We start from the raw sequence: 17630 nt of genomic DNA on the forward strand, positions 1-17630 counted from the left end.
CGGAAAGCCTGGGCGCGAGCAAGGCCAGCACGATCCGGCGCATCGTGGTGCCGCTGATGGCTGGCGGCATCCTGGCCGGGTTTGTGACCAGCTTCATCACGGCGGCGGTGGAGTTGTCGGCGACGATTTTGCTGACGACGTCGGAATCGCAGGCGCCGATGAGTTACGGGATTTACCTGTACATGCAAAGCGTGGCGGGGCGCGGTCCGGGTGCGGCGATGGGGGTGCTGGCAGTGGTCATTGTGGCGCTGGGCACGTATGCATCGCATGTGATCGTCGAGCGCACTTCGGCACTGACCCGCTCACGCCAGGTCGATGACGAAGAACTAACCGTACCAGCAAAAATAAAACCAATAGCTATATAACATTAGCATTAACCCTACCGGCTACGCCTCTGGAGACAAAGTCACATCATGAAGCAATTGAAAAAGATCGCAGTAGAGTGCAAGAACATCGGGCTGTCGTATGACGGCGGCAAGACGGAAGTCTTGAAGGACATCAACCTGCGCATCGAGCCGGGCGAATTCTTTGCGCTGCTCGGCCCGTCCGGCTCGGGCAAGTCGACGCTGCTGCGGCTGATCGCCGGCTTCAACCAGCACCAGCGCGGCGAGTTGCTGGTCGACGGCCGCGACATCACCGGCGTGCCGCCGCATGCGCGCAACATCGGCATGGTGTTCCAGAGCTATGCGCTGTGGCCGCACATGACGATCTGGGACAATGTCGCGTTCGGTCTGGTCGAGCGGCGCGTCGACAAGGCGACCATCCGGCAAAAGGTCGGCGCGGCGCTGGAACTGGTGAGCCTGTCGCAGTATGCGAACCGGCGACCGAACCAGCTCTCCGGCGGCCAGCAGCAGCGGGTGGCGCTGGCGCGCACCATCGTGATCGAACCGCAGGTGCTATTGCTCGACGAGCCGCTGTCGAACCTGGACAAGAAACTGCGCGTGCAAATGCGCCAGGAGCTCCTCTCATTGCAACGCAAGCTGGGCATTACCACGGTGTTTGTCACGCATGACCAGGAAGAAGCGATGACGACGGCTGACCGGATGGCGGTGATGGACAAGGGGATTGTGCAGCAGCTGGGCACGCCGGCGGCGCTGTTCGACTATCCGGCCAATCCGTTCGTAGCCAACTTTGTCGGCACCGCCAATCTCCTGACCGGCGAAATCAGACAGGTTGGCGGCGACATGCTCCGTTTCAAGGCACCTGGCATCGGCGAGATCAGTTTGCCGAACCATCCGGATGCACGCTCAGGGCCAATCGCACTGAGTTTCCGTCCTCATACCATACGGATGACGGTCGGCGATGCGATTCTTGACGGCGCTTACATCTGGCTCAACGGCCTGATTGAACATATCGAGTTTCTTGGTGAGTTCACACGTTACCGTGTGCGAGTTGGCAACATCGCCATCACGGCAGACCAAGCCCATTATTGTGGAATGGCTCCTTTTGCACGCGCGACATCCGTCCGTATAGGAATAGATACTTCACAGATTCGGTATTTACCGTTGTGAGGGACACTATGTGTAGAAACCGAAATCTGAAAATCGTCGCCACCTTAGGCGCATCTACCGGTACGCCTCAGGAAATCAAAAGGCTGTTCGATGCTGGAGCTGACGTATTCCGGATCGATTTGGCACGAGACAGCCGTAATGATCATCGAAAGCTGATCGAGGCGGTTCGTCAAGCGGAAGCGGAAATTGGCCGTCCGCTCGGTATCATGCTGGATCTGCAGGGTCCTACCATGCGCATCGGCGGATTTCGTCAGTCAGGTGTTGAACTCGTTACCGGACAGGGGTTTCGTTTTGACCTGTCCCCAGGATTAGGAGATCACAATCGGGTTTGTTTACCTTATCCTGCTATTTATGCATCGGCCCAGGCCGGGGGCGACGTATATCTGGACGAGGGAGCAATTACTTTGCGCATTGAGACAATCAGCGAGGATGCAATCCATACAAGGGTGCTATCCGGCGGACGCATACACGACGGCCAGGAAATCAAGATTCCTCATGTACGTTTACACGATCCGGTGTTAACCGAAAAAGATCTCGACGATCTGTCTTTCGGATTGTCTATGGACGTCGAATGGATGGCCCTATCGCTTGTGCAAAGCAAACTGGATCTGCTGGCATTTCATCGGCAGATCGATGGAAAGGGAAAGACCCATGTCATTGCCAAGATCGAGTGCCGGGAAGCGTTGGAGCATCTGGAAGAAATCGTAGCGGAAGCAGATGCGGTCATGATTGTCCGCGAGGCGCTTTCAGTCGAACTTCCGATGGAAGATGTACTGGTCACCCAACGAGCGGTTGTGCGCGAATGTCGGGCACAGGGTAAACCAGTGATCGCGGCAACACAAATGCTGGATTCAATGGAACACCGATCCTTACCTGTGGCCGCTGAAGCCAGCCATGTTGCGAGTGCTGTGTACGACGGGATAGACGCAGTTGTATTGTCCTCGGAAACCGCTAGCGGCAAATATGCGACGGAGGCTATTGCGGCGATAGACCGCATTGCGCAACGCGTGGAGCGCGACGCAACATATGACGAACAGGTACACGGGCATTTTCCCATGGTGCGGGCAGTGAGCGCGACGGAGGCCATCAGTGCTGCGGTGCGTGGAATAGCCGAACTCCTTCCCCTTTGTTTCACCGCTGCCTATACGTTTTCCGGTTCAACCTGTCTTGCGGTAGCCAAAGCGCGGCCACGATCGCCCATACTGGGATTGTCCCCGTCACTCGACACCGCACGTATGCTGTCGCTGGTGTGGGGTGTCTATCCTATTCATTCGGCTGCGTCGCCAACGGTTGAAAACATGCTCGACGATGTATTCTGCGAGGCGAAGGAGGCGGGTTTCACGGAATCGGGCAGGCCGTTTGTCATTGTGGCCGGCATGCCGTTTGGAACGCCGGGATCGACCAATCTAATGCGCATCGCGTGGACATAAGCGGAAAGCAGGCATATCTTCTATGGAAATTTATCAGCTACGCACGTTTATCACAGTGGCCAAGCTTGGGCACATTACCAAGGCCGCTGATGCCTTGCATGTAACCCAGCCTGCCGTGACCGGCCATATCAAGGCGTTGGAGCAGGAACTCGGAATTACATTATTCGACCGCGGACATGGACGTATTTCACTGACAAAAGCGGGCGAAATCCTGCTCCCCGAAGTCGAAAAGACGCTCGGGGCCTTCAATGCGACGTTGGCGAAAGCGAAGGAACTAAAAGGAGAAATCACCGGACGTGTATTGATCGGTACTGTTGGCGATCCGGACTTGATCAGGCTTGGCAGTTTCCTTAACGGCTTGCTGGCAGCTCTTCCGCTGCTGGAAATCAAAACACGATCCGGACTTGCCGCTTCCGTGCTCGATGCCGTGGCATCTGGCGAAATCGCCGCAGGCTATTACATTGGCACCGTACATAACCCCGATGTCGCCAGTCTTGCGCTGCGAGGCGTCCGTTATCGCGTGGTCGCACCTAAAAGTTACGGCGACCGCCTGCCTGCCTGCGGTTGGGGGGAAATTGCAGGCATGCCCTGGATAGGCGCGCCGGAAAAAAGCCACGTACACCAGTTACTTGTATCCATGTTTGGACGACAAGGCCTTCGGCCCAACATCATCATGGAAACGGATGAACTGACTTCTCCGCATAGCCTCGTGCGCGCCGGGCTCGGTTTGTCACTGATGAGAGAGGATCTTGCGCTCATTACGGCGGAAAAAGGAGAAATTGCCATCTGGAGCCATGCCGTGGTGGATACGCAGCTCTCGTTCCTGTATCGCGTCGATGCAGAGTTTGACCCGGTGTTGGTGGGAATGCTGTCTATTCTTCGCGATACCTGGGGTGGGGCATCCGTGGAGTAGAGAAATGGGGTGGACGTCTTTGTCGTCAGCTGCATACGACTACCACTCCCGTGCCATCAAGCGTACGCCGCCATGATGGTGGGGCAACGGGCAAGGAAGACTCTACCATCTCGGTTGGGAACTGCACCGCCTGTTCAAGCGTTATATGGTGACTGATACCTTATTTGTCATCGGCTCCGCGCGGCAATTGCTGACGGAGGCCGGAAAGCACGTGATTCAGGGCTCTGTATCACTCCTTCGCGACGGACGACCTGAATAATAGTCTCGACACGCGAACACAACCCTACACGCACATCGAGAATTTTCACTCGCATCAGCAACTGCATCTGCCGTTCTACGTTTTGCAAGACGATAGGCACAATGGAACTACCGCTCTTTTGACACCACTCATTCTTGATGACTTCTGTCGAGGAGAAAAACCATGGGTTGCATACCATCCAAGCCGTTGCCCCCGTTGCCCCCGCTGCCTCCATTGCCATCGCCTCCGCCATCGCCGCCATTACCTCCATTGCCGTCGCCTCCAATGGTTACTGGCGAAGTGCAAACGAATGCCACAACTCATCGCTCGTCATGGTCATCCACAGTGGGATTCAAATTGAGTGAGTGGGCCAAGAGAAATAATGCATCCTTAACCGCTGCGTCGCACGCACAGAACACACAATCGGCGGATGTCAACCTGTTAGACGCGGAAGAGCTAAAGAAAAATCTTGCACAACTACAAGGATACTTTCCACCTCTTGAACGTACGTTAACCGCCGTCTACCAGGTAATGAAACAAAACGGTACTAGCGTGGACCTCGTACACGATACCGATAGGAATTACGACGTTATCCTGAACGACGCATTGAATGCCTGTCTTGGATGCTCCAGGGGCATATCTCGCTTCAAAAACTTCGACCCGCAAGCCAATGAGGTATTCAAGATCTTGCATACCCAAACGCCAGATCATCCGCTGTCGGAGATTCCGGCCGCAAACCGATGGCGCTTGTCGATCGACCCCAAAAGGGTGGATGACTTGGAGGGAAGTCTCCAACGCTATGCGCAAATCAAACCCGATATGGAGGTTAATCCGTTTCTCGCCTTTCTCTTCGACGATGAGAAGCATTACCAACTCAATATGGCCAAGGCATGGAAAATGGTCACCGAGAATATTGAACAGCCGGTGACATGCGACTGGGTCATCCGACTACATGATTGTGCCATTGGCAAGGACACTGTTAACTGTGATGGTAACAGTGATGGACTCAAGTTTGATAATGAGAAGGGTGTGAGCTTCAACATCACATCAGGCAACCACACAAAGGAAGGACGTCAACAAATAGAATCGAAATCTCAACTGGCCGAATCGAGGTTGAATTCAGAATCGGGGCTCACTCATTTTTATCTAGGAAACACGATCTACAGTAGCGGTTCCAACGCGAGCTATCGGAAAGAGGTTGATCATCTCATCAACCAATATTATTCCCGCCTGGAGAAAATTGACAATAACCCTACGGAAAAATTAAAGGATGCTCCCGATTTTGAAGCAAATTACCTTCCCTCTTGGGATGTGGATGACAATACTGTCACCGAACAGGAGAAAGCGGATAAACGACTCTTTGCTGCAATCGACCTCTGCCAACATCTTGAACGCTTGCACCCTTTCCCCGACGGTAATTGCAGAACTTTCTGTGTTCTCTTGCTGAACAAGCTGTTGCTGCAGCAAGGACAACCCATGACACTGCTCGATGACCCCAACAGATTCGACGGTTTCTCGCGCGGCGAATTGTTCGATATGACCCGGGAGGGCCAGCAATGGATCAAGGATGGGATGCCCCGTCCACATCCGGTGTCATCTAAGTGCGTACGTATAAATAACGATCATACTGTTTATAGTAGGCCAACCGATCCGGAGAATATCGCAAAATTGGAAAGCTTCCTGAGCGAATCCCGCATTGACGCCGAGCCTGATATTTCAGGCTAGAGGGTCGGCAGCCCCGTGCCGAAGCCCGTTAATACGGGCATCTACTGAGCGTTCAGATCGCCATTGTTGAATGGCTTGTTCGTGACGTTCGTCGGAGAGGGCGTATGCCAACGGATTATCCAAACTCGGTTCGGAGCACTGCAGGCAAAGTCTTGGTTGTGCAAGTTAGGGGCAGCGGGAAGAGTATTGACCTGGTAGGAATCGTGTAGCCACTCGCTGGACTGCGCACTGGCTACAAATTTCCAAATCAGGTCACCCCACGCAATGAACATGGCTTGACGATTCCGCGTTACGATCCGGAACAACGTCGTCCAGCCAAAGAACTTGAGTTGGACGGCCGATTTGTAATGATTCCGGACGCTACGGCGAGTAGATCAATCGCAACTTAGGACACGTACAGAATGTGGCTAAGGTAATGAACAATACTCAGGAAGACTCAGTTATTAAAGTAGAAGCCCGCTGGATGGAGAAGCCGCCGGTTCCTATAGCCAATCGCGGCTGACTGTCATCAGGCGCTTCACAAGGTGTTGAAAAACCTAGCGCGCAAGCCAAGCTTGGGCCGAGTATCCGCGGCGCTACGGATCCAAGACCACCTCGCACAGTGATTTTTCAACCGCCTGTTCGGGAAAATTTCGCCCACGAAGGAACCCTTGATGCACGGGACACCACGTACGATAAGCGTAGCCGCATGTTGATCGGCACGCATTTCAATGCGAGCTACCCATGAACCAAGACTTTAGATATCTGATCGGGGACTTTTGCAGGCAGTGCGGCATGGATAACCCGAACCGGGTCCTGGACGGCGGCACGCTTATCGTCAATCAGGTGGACTTCTCGCTCGTCCACGACGAGAAACTCAATCCGGCAGCCGTGATTATCTATGGCGATCTCGGAGAATTTCCGCCGGGGTGCAGTGCTACGCCGTATCTGGATTTGCTCGAAGCCAATATGGGCATTGACGGCGAGCCCGTCTATGCCCTCTCCTATGATACCGGCCGCGGCGTACTGACCGACTACTACCCGCTCAACCGCAAGAGCGCTTCAGAGCAATTACGCGAGGTCCTGGTTCGCCTGGCCGCGAAGATCGTCGAATGGCGCAAGGCTCGCGTTGCAACAGGAGCGCAACCCGGTTCTGCATCTCGCGGCTTGCCCGGACTGCGGGCTTCCTCTCTTCATCCACCAGCCCGTTCGCCGAAACCCATTTTAAATGCAGCGATACCGTCCGGTGCACCGTCCATAAGGGTGCCAGCAGACGGCTTTCCTATTGCAGCGCCCCCGAAGAACGAGCGCGTTACTCAATTAATCCAGGCCTTTTACGCATTGGCGGCGCCATCCGATTCGGCAATTTTCGTACAGGGCGAATCAGTTACCGTGGACGGCGTTATGTTTTGGCTGACGTGCAAGGAACAGCAGGGAAGTCCACTACTAAGGGTTCACTGCGATTTTGGTGAACTGCCAGGCGAGCGTCTTGCGGATGCTTGCAAGACATTACTTACGATGAACTGGTATCTGTATAACGGAATAGATGCCGCTTTTTCCATCTGCCCGAAAAGCGCGCGCGTGTTGTTTGAAAAAAGCTACTCGCTGGAGACGCTCACGCCGAACATCCTACATCGTATCCTGACCGATCTTGTGGTGCAGGTGCGCGAATGGCGTATACGGCACTTCCTTGAGTCGTTACCGGCGGCACGGAAACACAGGCCCGAATGGGCAAGGCAACAATAGGCACGGCTAGTCTTAGAGTACCTATCAAAATGCCGCTTGTCGCATTGCTTGGGGCTGCCGAGGTCCCCTAACCGTATGCTTGTACCGTCATCGTTGGCGCGCCTCGCAATCGTTGTTTTGATATGCGCACCCAAAAGGAAATTAAAAAATGCCAAATTTTAATCTTAATACATTAGGCAATGCCGTTCTCCGCACGGTCTCGTGTAGAGAACGAAGCATTGATGCCGGCTCCACTATCACCAATGGCGTCCTGCCCGGACCGCGACCAGGAAACCTGCCACGAACCCAATTCCGCAAATTTGTTGATATGGTTCTTTGCCGACAAAGCGCTATAGACGATCAGAGCGAGCGGCAAACGTCTGCGGCAAATTCGTCAGCATCGATTCCATCGTCAGCGAGTTCGTTGCAGGAGAGTTGGGAGCTGCCGCACCTCGAAACGGGTGCCGCCGAATGTTTCGACATTATCAAGGAACTCTCTCCCTACAAATCCTTCATGGACGATGAAAGCAGGGTACCGACACAGCTACGAGAAACGCTGCAAGAAGAACTTAGCGGTGCTATGGAACTACTAAAACGCGGACCATTAATTCTTGGAGAGAACCTTACGCCCTCGGCCGCGCGCGTACTCCTAGTCAATCTGCTATGTAATGGACAAGTAACGAAGCTATTTCTGGAACTAGGGAAGTTGAATATATTTGACGACCGTCCTGGCACGCGCGACAACTACGCAACCAATCATTTACGGGACATGATCAAGAAAGGCATACCGCTTGCAGACAGTCTTTTATGGGCGGAAGAAGTCGTACCGCTCCTAAAAAAGCTTGATGCCGATCATGAAGACACGATTAGCATAGTAGAGATAATCGAAATTGCCAACGCTTTTGACGTAAAGGCGCATGGAATCCACAATGCAGCCGAACTCAACGAACGTGGGGGTAATGGACCTGGTTCAGTACTTCTTGTCGAGGCTGTACATACTGAATCTCTTGTACGGGACGCTGACGGGGTAAAAAATCTCATTTCGTTTGACCGTAAGGGGAAGCAGCGCGCGGCAAACTTTGCCGCTGAAGCTATTGTCCAAAATTCTGCGCATACGCAAGGGGCATCTCTCGCTTATCCAACAATAGAAAAAACACGTTCCTTCCAATTTGAACAACATACCAACTTCACGGCTAGTCGCAAGCCTTTTAAGCATCTGCATCAACGAAGCTATGATCAGATCATGCAGATGCTGGCGCAAGCCGGAAGCATGCCGTCCGATATTGCTGTACTTAGGACTAATCTGGCCAGCGAGATAAATGGTCTTCAAAAGTATCGACATTTAGTAAGCCAGCGCTTGGGCGACAACACGCAATCGAACAAGGCAATCGCCGAAAGTGATATTCAATACGCGCGTCATACGATAGCAAGGTATAACGCTGAAAATCCAAAGCTTAATGCTGAAGTCTTTGATAGTCCATCGGGCCTTATTAATTACATAAAGAAACACAACGGTGATTTTAGCCGATTACGCGCACTCCTTCGCATGGGAAACGCCGGAAATACATTGCATCATGCCGCGGTGGATATTTGCAATAAAGACGGAGCATTAACCCTACTTTTTGTCGATCCAGCGAATCTTGCTGAACCAAACATCGCTCGTGCGGCAATGGCTATTAACGACGCACTTTCCGAACTTTCGGAACTTGGCCCCAAAACTGGATATGTGGCAGTAGGGGCGCAGAACTCCCCAGCTGACTGCATTCAGTTTTCAGAATCCTATTTAAAGAAAATGGCCAATGAAGAAGATTTCTTTAATAAGCTACATGAAAGATTACGGGCCAATGGTGAACGGTTGAACGAGGAAGAGCACATGCCGCCTTCCAAGGCAGGATCTGCCGAAGCGATGGAAATAGCAAAGGAGCTCATTGAAAATGAGCTGGAAAATATCAATCAGGTTATCCCCGACGCAAGGCATTTTTTCCCTCTCTCTTTTTTCAAACATTCCCATTCGCAAAAGGATATCGAGGAACTGTTTGTGAGAAGGGAGGCAGAAAAACAAATAAAGGTTAATAAGGATCATGAAAATCGACCAGCCCAAACGTTGTTGGAGCGCGTTGCAACGAACATCCCTGCCGAGGGTCGTAAACATGGCGATTCTGTAAAAAGGTACAGTATTTCTATTGAAAAAAAGAGGTTGGATGAGATCGACAAGACAATTGCATTTTTCAAGCAGTTGGAAAAGAGTTTGCCTGCGCAGTTGTCGGCCGAATGAATAACGGTTTGGGAGCCCTCTAGATTGCAGTGCCGGTGGCATTCCCTAAAATAAGGAATAGGATTACTGCTATGGATATGCCTATGTGTAATGACCCAGCAAAATCTGCTCAGATTATGCTGCTAAAGCAAATGCCTCAGCAGGTGTTCTCATGCCCAACGCCTGATGTGGACGCCGGGTGTTATAGAAACCAATCCAGTCTGCAATGGCCCGACTCGCATGTTGCAGCGTCTCGAACCGATGGCGATGCACGCACTGTTCTTTCAAGGTCCGGATGACTCGCTCGACCATGCCATTCTGCTCCGGGCAGTGCGGCGTAATGAACTCCTGCTTTAATCCATAGCTTCGGACCAGCGCTGTGTAGCTGCGACTGGTGAAGACCAGGCCGTTATCCGAACGAAGCAGGAACGGCACTGGCACACGTCCCAAGGTCCCGTAGCGAGCGATCAAGGCTTGTTCCAGCGCCGATTCAGCGGTCCGGGCCTTGCCAGAGCGTGACAGGTGCCAGCCAAGTAACTCTCTGGTATGACAGTCGATCACCAGGGCCAGTACTGCCCAGCCATCCCGACCGGTCCAAACTCGACACAGATCCGTCGCCCACCGCTCGTTCGGCGCTTTAGCCACCGATGGCAAGGCTTGCACTCGCGGCCGGAAGCCAATGGGCCGCTTTTTGACTTGCCAGCCTCGTAGCTGGAAGATGCGCTGAACGGTGTTCTTGTTTGAGTCCAACAGGTGTGCCACCGTCCGATACCCGAAGGATGGTTTCTCATCGATCATGGCCTTGATCGGGCCGGCGAAGCGGTCCTGAACCTTCGGTGCCACTTCGTCGGCTTGTAGTACACGGTTCTGCGCGGCACGCCGAACCATTGGCAGATCTTGCTGATCGAGACGGTAAAGTCATTTTCCTTGAGTCCCTGGCGGATTATCTCGACCCCTTCTCGTCCTCGCCTAACAGGGACTGCAATTTTTTCTTGCATGCAGCTCCAGCATCGCTTCGCCGTAGGTTTCCTGCAGCTTCTTGATCTCCGCTCGTACTACTCTTTGATATCCAGGGGCTTGGCCCGCAGGACGTTCTCAAGTCCTTTGCGTCCTTCCTCAACCCACTCCTCGATGTCGGACGGCGGCAAAGCGTATGCCCTGCTGGCTTCCGCTACGCTATCTTGCCTTGGATGATTTCGGTCACCAAGGCCGCTTTACGCTAGGCCGTCCATCGCTGGAATTCTTCTTCCATTGCCATGCTCATGCGTCTTCCTTTCAGAATTATCACCTGAGCAGGTTTTCAGTGGGTCAATACAAGCATGGCCTAGTGTAGTTATCCATAACGGCCAAGGTGCAAAGACGTGTGCCATCGAACAGTGCATCCGATACGAAGTCCATGCTCCATGCTTCATTAATAGCTTGCACCATCGTCCTGGATTGTCGCGCATAAGCACTTCGATACCGTTTCGGACGCTTACTATGCAGACCCAGTCCCTGCAGTGATTATTTTCGAAGACTTTTGGCTCAGAACACTAGCTACGCAACCTTCATGGTCACAGCAATGAGTGGAACTCTCTGCGCTGTGGTCGCCACTCATTGACGAAACCCATGCATATCGGCCCGCCGCATTTCGATTATGGTGCCGTGTCAGTACGACTACGGTAGCGTGGGTCAACCATTTTTCTATCGCGCATCGCGCAGAAAAGGAATATACAAATGAAAAAAGAATCCAGCGCTCAACAGCAAGCACCTATGCAACAGGACCAGCATCTGCAGGGCTTGCGCGATCTGCTCGATCTGCCGCTGAACACGCTGCAACACGATGTGCTGTTTTTTACGTTAGCCGATAAATATCCGGTTATCGCGCGCCGCGTCGACACGCGGTATCTCTCGCTGGTCTGCGAAATAGCCCGGCTCGATGCGCTGACCGCAGCGAACTGGCAAGCACTGCTGACGCGCTTGAGTGCCGGATACGACTACGCATTTCCGGCCAGCCTGCTGACGACCGATGGAAAGCTTGCGTTGCTATGGCGTTGCGACGCCGATGTCGCGGTTGATCAATGGTTGCGTTGGGCAGAAGACGCGCTGACCTTCGCGTTCGATCTGCAGGCACGACTTAACGCCAACGCGCTATAGCCGCCCATCGCACCTATCAAGATAACCGATGCATCTGACTGCCGTACACAACATATAGAGAACAACATGATCAGGAATCAGTTTCAAGTTCAAGTGCCGAACGGCTCGAAGACCACCCAATTCAATGTCGGTGTGTACAGCGAAAGCACACGTGTCAGGCATGAAATGACGCAGGTGGAGCAACTTGACGACATTCGTAAGCAGGTGGCGTCGCCGTCCCCCACCGCGCTGGAGACAAAGGAAAAATACCTGCAGCTCGGATCCAACGCTAACATTTGGCATCGCCAACAGATGGCCGTAAACCGCGCGCAGATCGAGGCGGCGTTGCTCGGGATGGCCGCGCTTGAGAAACTGCCGCAAACTTCACCGGACGTCGACACATCGTTACGACCGTCGCCTATTTCTTGTCGTACCATACTGAGAAGAGTTGCCAGTTCACCCGGGCTAAAGCGTACAATTTCTGTCACCTTACTGTCGCGTCCGGACGATTACAGGCCGAACATGGCAGAGGCAATGCAGAGCCCGCAGTCCAGCGCAGACCGGAACCGCGCAGACCGGGAAAAAGTGACGCGGCTCATTGGGAATAACAAAGAATCACAGCGTTCTCTGAAAGAATTACTTGACAAGAATAAGCTTGATGCACATGTCGGTATGCAGCATCTCGCCAATGCGCAACATCTGTGGAAAAAGGCACATGAAAATCTTGAAATCGTCGCCTCTCGGCGCACGCAGCGCCTGGAGGTACTGCAGGCCAACGGACCGCGCTTGATTGAACTGGTGGAACAGCGGGAAATACTGCTTGCAAAACAACACAAGTCCGAGCCAAGCCACCCGCTCGACCGACCGGAACGCGGCCACAACATCAATGCGCAGCTCAATGCCAACGCGAACGCAATTGCGGAACTGTTGAACCACGTGACACCCAACGACCAGGTGATTGGACACCTTCCCGCGCTGATGGATGCAATTACGGCAAGGAACAATGCGTCGACGCCGGTGGGCGGCGAGCCGCCGAAGGGCGCCGCAATGGACGATCCTGACGCCATCACTGAGATACCTGATGAGAGCACCGTGCAAGCACAGGGCCCAAAGCGCGAATCAAAGCAACCGGAAAATAAATACGACGCGCTGACCCGGGCATTGGACGATCTTCTTCCGTTGAATCAAGATCTTTTCGCTGACCTGAATGCCGCCGAGCGGGATCTTGAAAATGCGAGTGTGCTGGTAGAACGGGCCAGTACGTATATTAATACGCAAAGTGAAGCGTCAAGAGCGTTGCGTAATAAAGAGTGCGAAGACATCATCAAAACTCTGCCCGGCTTCCCCGATGATGCGCAGCGTCGCAACGAGTTGTCGGGACAGCTCGATGTGCTGTTTAATCGCCTGCAGGCGCAGAATCCGCCGGCCAAGGATGCGCTGGATGGCACCCAGGTATTCCAGCTCGCCTACCAGGTGATCGCCGATACCTTGTCGACTGTCGGAGGCGATGCAGACCCGGCGCGCGCCATTGGGCTGCTGCAACACTTGCTGGCACCCGCGAACGGTCCGGGCGCGGGCGACCATTTCGACGTACTGCTCAGCGCGGTGATGGGCACCCCGAGCTCCGACCAGTTGCCGACACCTGAACAAAAGCCAGAAGCGATCCGCGACATGGAAGCCGTGCTGCAGGCGCTGGCCCCGCTGCGTCGCGGCATGGAAATCATCCATCGCATCACTGCGGAGGATGGCCATGCTCCGGACTTGCAGGCGCGCGGGATGGCCAAGCGCGACCAGGCGGTAAAGATTTTTCTCACTGCCGGCAAAACGCGCGCGGAAAAAGGTGACGCGATCAAGCCCAGTACGAGGGATTTGCTCGACGCCGCACAAAAAGGGGCACGCAAGGTGTTCCACAGTCTTGACGTCGCTCCAGCCGAGCGTATCGCCCTGGCGGCGGTGCGCAATCGCTTCACCGAGGCGGGGACCGGAGCCGAATTGCTGGATGTCGCTGACAGGTTGCAAAAGTTCAAGGGCGAATGGCTGCCGCGCGCGGTGAAACGCGCCGACAGCGCGACTGGATCGATCGGACAGGGCAGCCATACCGGCATCATGGCGCCGGTGGATATGCTGCCGACAACAGGCAAGACACCAGTGTCTGAAACCGCGCTGCAACTGGCCGCTCAGACTTCGACGTCGTATGGGATCGATCCGGTCAAGACCGGCGGACAGATCGATGACTATGTGAGGCGTTCATCGCAGGCGTTGCAGGCAGCGACAACGGCAGTGGTAACGGCGCTCGTGGACACTGATATCACGATCCAGAGCAAGTTGGACGTGCTGCTGCAATGTGCGGCGGCGCAGATTGCGCAAGGAAAGATCGAGGACGCGGCGAAAACGAACCAGAAGATCCGTCCGGAGCATTGCACACTGGATGCGAGCAATAGCGCCGGTATTCAGGCGCGGTTCCGGGAGCTCGCGCAGCAGGCCGGTGTCGCTACCGTAGGCGAGGAATTCCAGAATCTATCGAACCAGATATCTCAGCGCCTATCGACCCAGAGCGCAGGCCAGCTGCCCGAGCACGAGCCTATCGCGATGCCATTGAAAGCGGAAAGCCTGTTCCAGTGGAAGACGGCCCTGCAAACCCAGCTCGCGCCAGGGCTTCCGGAGGGTCATCCGGCCAGACACGCGATGAGCGAGGCAGTGGCGATGGTCAGACGGCTGGAAGACTTGATGGATACGTCGTCCGCGCCAAAGATCAAGACGCAGGAAGACATCTACAAATACCTGGCGGCAAAGATCGAACAGCTACAGTTGCGCGGGAAGCTGCGGATGACCGGCGGCGGCGTAGTGGGCGCGAATGCCAAACCGGTCAATTACGCAGTGAAGGCTGCGGAAGAAGTCGCGTATCACACGCAATTGGCTGCCACTGTCGGTACTTTCGCGGTTTCAGGTGGGCCCAGGCTGAGGCTGGAAGGCCAGGTCGGGCGTAATGCGGTATTCGAGATATCGATGTCGACGGTCGGCTTTGAAATCATGATCGCATCAGAAAAAAAGATATCGGCGGCAGCCGGCGTCGGCGCTGGCGGCAGCGTAGGCAACGCGCTGGTCAAAGGAAGCGGATCGGCCGACAAATCGTTGGTCGGGGACCAGGTGCTGCAGCAAGGCGTGAAGTTCATGATTCCACGCAGCGTGACCAAAGAATACTCGGACGATGCCATGCGTCTGGAAGCGCGCAAGCTGTTCGACGTGATATTCCAGATGCAAATTGCGGAGAACGGACAGGTCGAGCACATGAATTTTAATTCTTCCAATAATTACGAGGAATCGACTGGCATTCCAAACAACCTCGCGCAGATCTTTGCGGAGTGCCCGCATGTATCGGTCGCGGTGATCGACGACATGAGCGATAGGAGCCGCAAGCAGGAAACCGGTTTGAATGCATCGGTCAAGATGACCCCTCTCCTCGGCGGCTTCCGGGGCGGGCTGACGTTTGGTGGCGGCGTGAAAAACACGCATCTGGATTGGCGCGACGTCAACGTGTCGGAGAAGAGCGGTTATCACAATGTCGAACGGCATAACAATGCGGCCGGCGGACAGATTGCAATCACTGGCGGCGTTGGCCTTACCGCTACCGCTGGGAAGGTGGAGGGTGCTGCCGTCGAGCATACGTTCTCTGTCGGCTTGCCCGGCGTGAGCGTGTCGCATCAGGTGAAGCTGGCGGGCAAGGATACGAAACTGCGCCTGGTCAGCATCGATGGCAAAACCGATGCGGTCAACACCCGGCGCGATGTCGAGCATTCGAGCGTCACATCGTTGGAGCAAAGCATACGCGCGAACTTCGAAGCGTGGGTGCAGCTCGGCGTTGTGGAACTGTTCAAGACATCCGAATACAAGAAATATAATGATGTGCCGCTCGCAGAGAAAAGGCGTGTAGTAGAGGAACATCTGAATGCTACGATCGCCGAGCTGCATGAAAGGGATCATGCGGAGGATGGCCGGCGCGTGCTGCGCAACGTGTTTGCGGAAAGCTGCCGGCTGGTCGATTCCGCCGCTGCGCAATATGATGGCTGGCGCGATGCACAGACGCGGGCCGAAACGCACCTGAATAAGCTTCAGGCGCAATTGAAAACACCGGGCGCAAACAAGGCAGCGCTAAACACGGCAATCCTTGAAGTACGCACAGAACGCGAAAATTCTCTGTATTTGCAAAATGCGCTGCTGCAGCGCGACGCATCGTGGATACCGTGGAAGATCACCGCGAGCGAACGCACGCTTGAGAGCGAGCAAAAGGGCGTCGATGCTGGCCTCAAAATGGGCCTCAGCAATACCGCGGAAGGACAGCGGCCGATGAAGAGCTGGCCAGCATGAGCGATATATGTACAGGTAACAAAGAAAGGTATGCGGAAGTAGCAAGGCATAGAACTGCGATGACATTTTCTCGCCGGGCATCCGTGAAATTACGATTTCGCTGATGTCCTGGTCAACAGGAAAACGAAGGTGTATCAAGCTCTATTGGAAACCAAGTGGTTTCTTTATACAGGTGAGGGGGCGTCCTTCACCGTATAGCCTGACAACGGACGGGTTCTGCTAATCGGACATTATCACTTGCAGGAGCAAAGCTCGGCAGAGGAATTGCGCGATATGTTGACTGGAATGGCGGCCAAGGCCATCGAGTGGCGCTCGACGCATTACCTTGAGAAACGGCCGCAACAAGGTACACGGTCGCCTTCTTCACTGCTACCCGGCCTGCGCCCCTAAGGAGGGTACCATTGCGTTCGGCATTGAATTGCCCTTCATCAGATGCAGAGCCTGTCTGATATCCGAGCCGGGCTCTTCGGTTTCAAAAATTTTTTTTGATGCGATCGCTGAAGCGCCTGCCAGTGATATCGCAAACTTCGGTTTGTCGATGGAATGCCCGATTTTTTTCTTCGCTTTTTACTAAGGCATGTCCTCATTTCACGTTGCGCCAAATCTTTGACTACCCAGCGATTGAAACGATTATAGGTAGTCTTCTACGGACAAAATTCTTCAGGAACATTTCGCCACGGCGCACCTGTACGCGATTTTCACAAAATCGCTTCCATGACCTCCCTGTCATTTACCCATTGATGACAGCGCTTGCTTCGAAGGGCGTTTTAAGCTCATCCCAGATTGCATCGCTTATCACTTGCCGGATTACTTCCCTCTCCTTTTGAGAGCCAAGCCTCCTATAAATTAGCAAAAAGGCGAATCCTATCAATTACTTGAAGAATAATGGGGGCACGCCCTAGATATCGAAATCCTTGTATTAGAAATCGTGATCCCTCGGATAAGGAAAACCGATTTTCCGTATAAGAACTTCAAACATATATTTGCACAACCCAGCGCGCTGGTAGCCCCGATGACGAAGCATAGTAGCTTTTGCATGCTGGACTTGCAGAAACCCTTTGTCGAGTTATCAAACGTGGCCACCATATATTAAATCGCAGTTGTACATCGCTTACAAATTGGCGCTTTACAAGATCAGGGAGAAATAAATGAAGAAATTGGCGATGGCACTTATAGCTACGGCAGGATGCTCTGCGGTAGCTCAAGCGCAGTCTAACGTCACTGTATATGGGTCGGTAGACGCCGGTGTTCGTGATCCCCTCCCGGTAAATCGTCCCGTTTTAAACTAGAGTAGTCGGCATGGACGACCAGCAACGGAAGGAGCATGCCGTGAAGAAATCCCGCTTTACCGACGAACAGATTGCGTACGCATTGA

Annotated in this window: 11 protein-coding genes and 2 pseudogenes; 10 read left to right on the forward strand and 3 right to left on the reverse strand. The window is 54.0% G+C overall.

The window, feature by feature from the left end; genetic code table 11:
- From ACFQUU_RS28355 to ACFQUU_RS28390, 8 genes are all read left to right on the forward strand, one after another.
- The coding region (locus tag ACFQUU_RS28355) for an ABC transporter permease subunit (RefSeq protein WP_382251896.1) at positions 1-365 on the forward strand (365 nt) is incomplete at its 5' end.
- A gap of 57 nt (positions 366-422) precedes the next feature.
- Complete coding sequence (locus ACFQUU_RS28360) at positions 423-1511, forward strand: ABC transporter ATP-binding protein (protein WP_382251913.1); 1089 nt, start codon at positions 423-425, stop codon at positions 1509-1511.
- A gap of 8 nt (positions 1512-1519) precedes the next feature.
- Complete coding sequence (pyk, locus tag ACFQUU_RS28365; RefSeq protein ID WP_382251897.1) at positions 1520-2941, forward strand: pyruvate kinase; 1422 nt, start codon at positions 1520-1522, stop codon at positions 2939-2941.
- A 22-nt stretch (positions 2942-2963) separates the two neighbouring features.
- Positions 2964-3854 carry a LysR family transcriptional regulator gene (locus ACFQUU_RS28370; protein WP_382251899.1) on the forward strand — a complete coding sequence of 297 codons (891 nt, stop codon included), beginning with the start codon at positions 2964-2966 and terminating at the stop codon, positions 3852-3854.
- Positions 3855-4247: 393 nt separating this feature from the next.
- Positions 4248-4457, forward strand: coding sequence for a hypothetical protein (locus ACFQUU_RS28375; protein WP_382251901.1), 210 nt, complete (start codon positions 4248-4250; stop codon positions 4455-4457).
- Positions 4450-5817, forward strand: coding sequence for a hypothetical protein (locus tag ACFQUU_RS28380; RefSeq protein ID WP_382251903.1), 1368 nt, complete (start codon positions 4450-4452; stop codon positions 5815-5817). The genes ACFQUU_RS28375 and ACFQUU_RS28380 overlap by 8 nt, the downstream gene beginning before the upstream one ends.
- Positions 5818-6591: 774 nt before the next feature.
- A complete protein-coding gene (locus tag ACFQUU_RS28385) occupies positions 6592-7542 on the forward strand; it encodes a CesT family type III secretion system chaperone (RefSeq protein ID WP_382251905.1) in 951 nt (316 codons plus the stop codon).
- A gap of 148 nt (positions 7543-7690) precedes the next feature.
- Positions 7691-9796, forward strand: a complete 2106-nt coding sequence (locus ACFQUU_RS28390; RefSeq protein ID WP_382251907.1) for a YopJ family acetyltransferase — start codon at positions 7691-7693, stop codon at positions 9794-9796.
- Between the two features lie 114 nt (positions 9797-9910).
- Here ACFQUU_RS28390 and ACFQUU_RS28395 read toward each other — a convergent pair whose 3' ends face one another.
- From ACFQUU_RS28395 to ACFQUU_RS28405, 3 genes and pseudogenes are all read right to left on the reverse strand, one after another.
- Complete coding sequence (locus tag ACFQUU_RS28395; RefSeq protein ID WP_382251908.1) at positions 9911-10663, reverse strand: IS3 family transposase; 753 nt, start codon at positions 10661-10663, stop codon at positions 9911-9913.
- A gap of 55 nt (positions 10664-10718) precedes the next feature.
- Positions 10719-10982, reverse strand: a pseudogene (locus tag ACFQUU_RS28400) (DUF1153 domain-containing protein).
- A 107-nt stretch (positions 10983-11089) separates the two neighbouring features.
- Positions 11090-11269 (reverse strand): annotated as a pseudogene (locus ACFQUU_RS28405) (IS3 family transposase); the annotation flags it as partial.
- A 222-nt stretch (positions 11270-11491) separates the two neighbouring features.
- On the opposite strand from ACFQUU_RS28405, the gene ACFQUU_RS28410 reads away from it, so the two are divergent.
- Positions 11492-11911, forward strand: coding sequence for a hypothetical protein (locus ACFQUU_RS28410; protein WP_382251910.1), 420 nt, complete (start codon positions 11492-11494; stop codon positions 11909-11911).
- Between the two features lie 66 nt (positions 11912-11977).
- Positions 11978-16255, forward strand: coding sequence for a hypothetical protein (locus tag ACFQUU_RS28415; RefSeq protein WP_382251912.1), 4278 nt, complete (start codon positions 11978-11980; stop codon positions 16253-16255).
- Positions 16256-17630 lie beyond the last annotated feature (1375 nt).

This window comes from Herbaspirillum sp. GCM10030257, from assembly GCF_042666555.1.
Classification (GTDB): domain Bacteria; phylum Pseudomonadota; class Gammaproteobacteria; order Burkholderiales; family Burkholderiaceae_D; genus Noviherbaspirillum.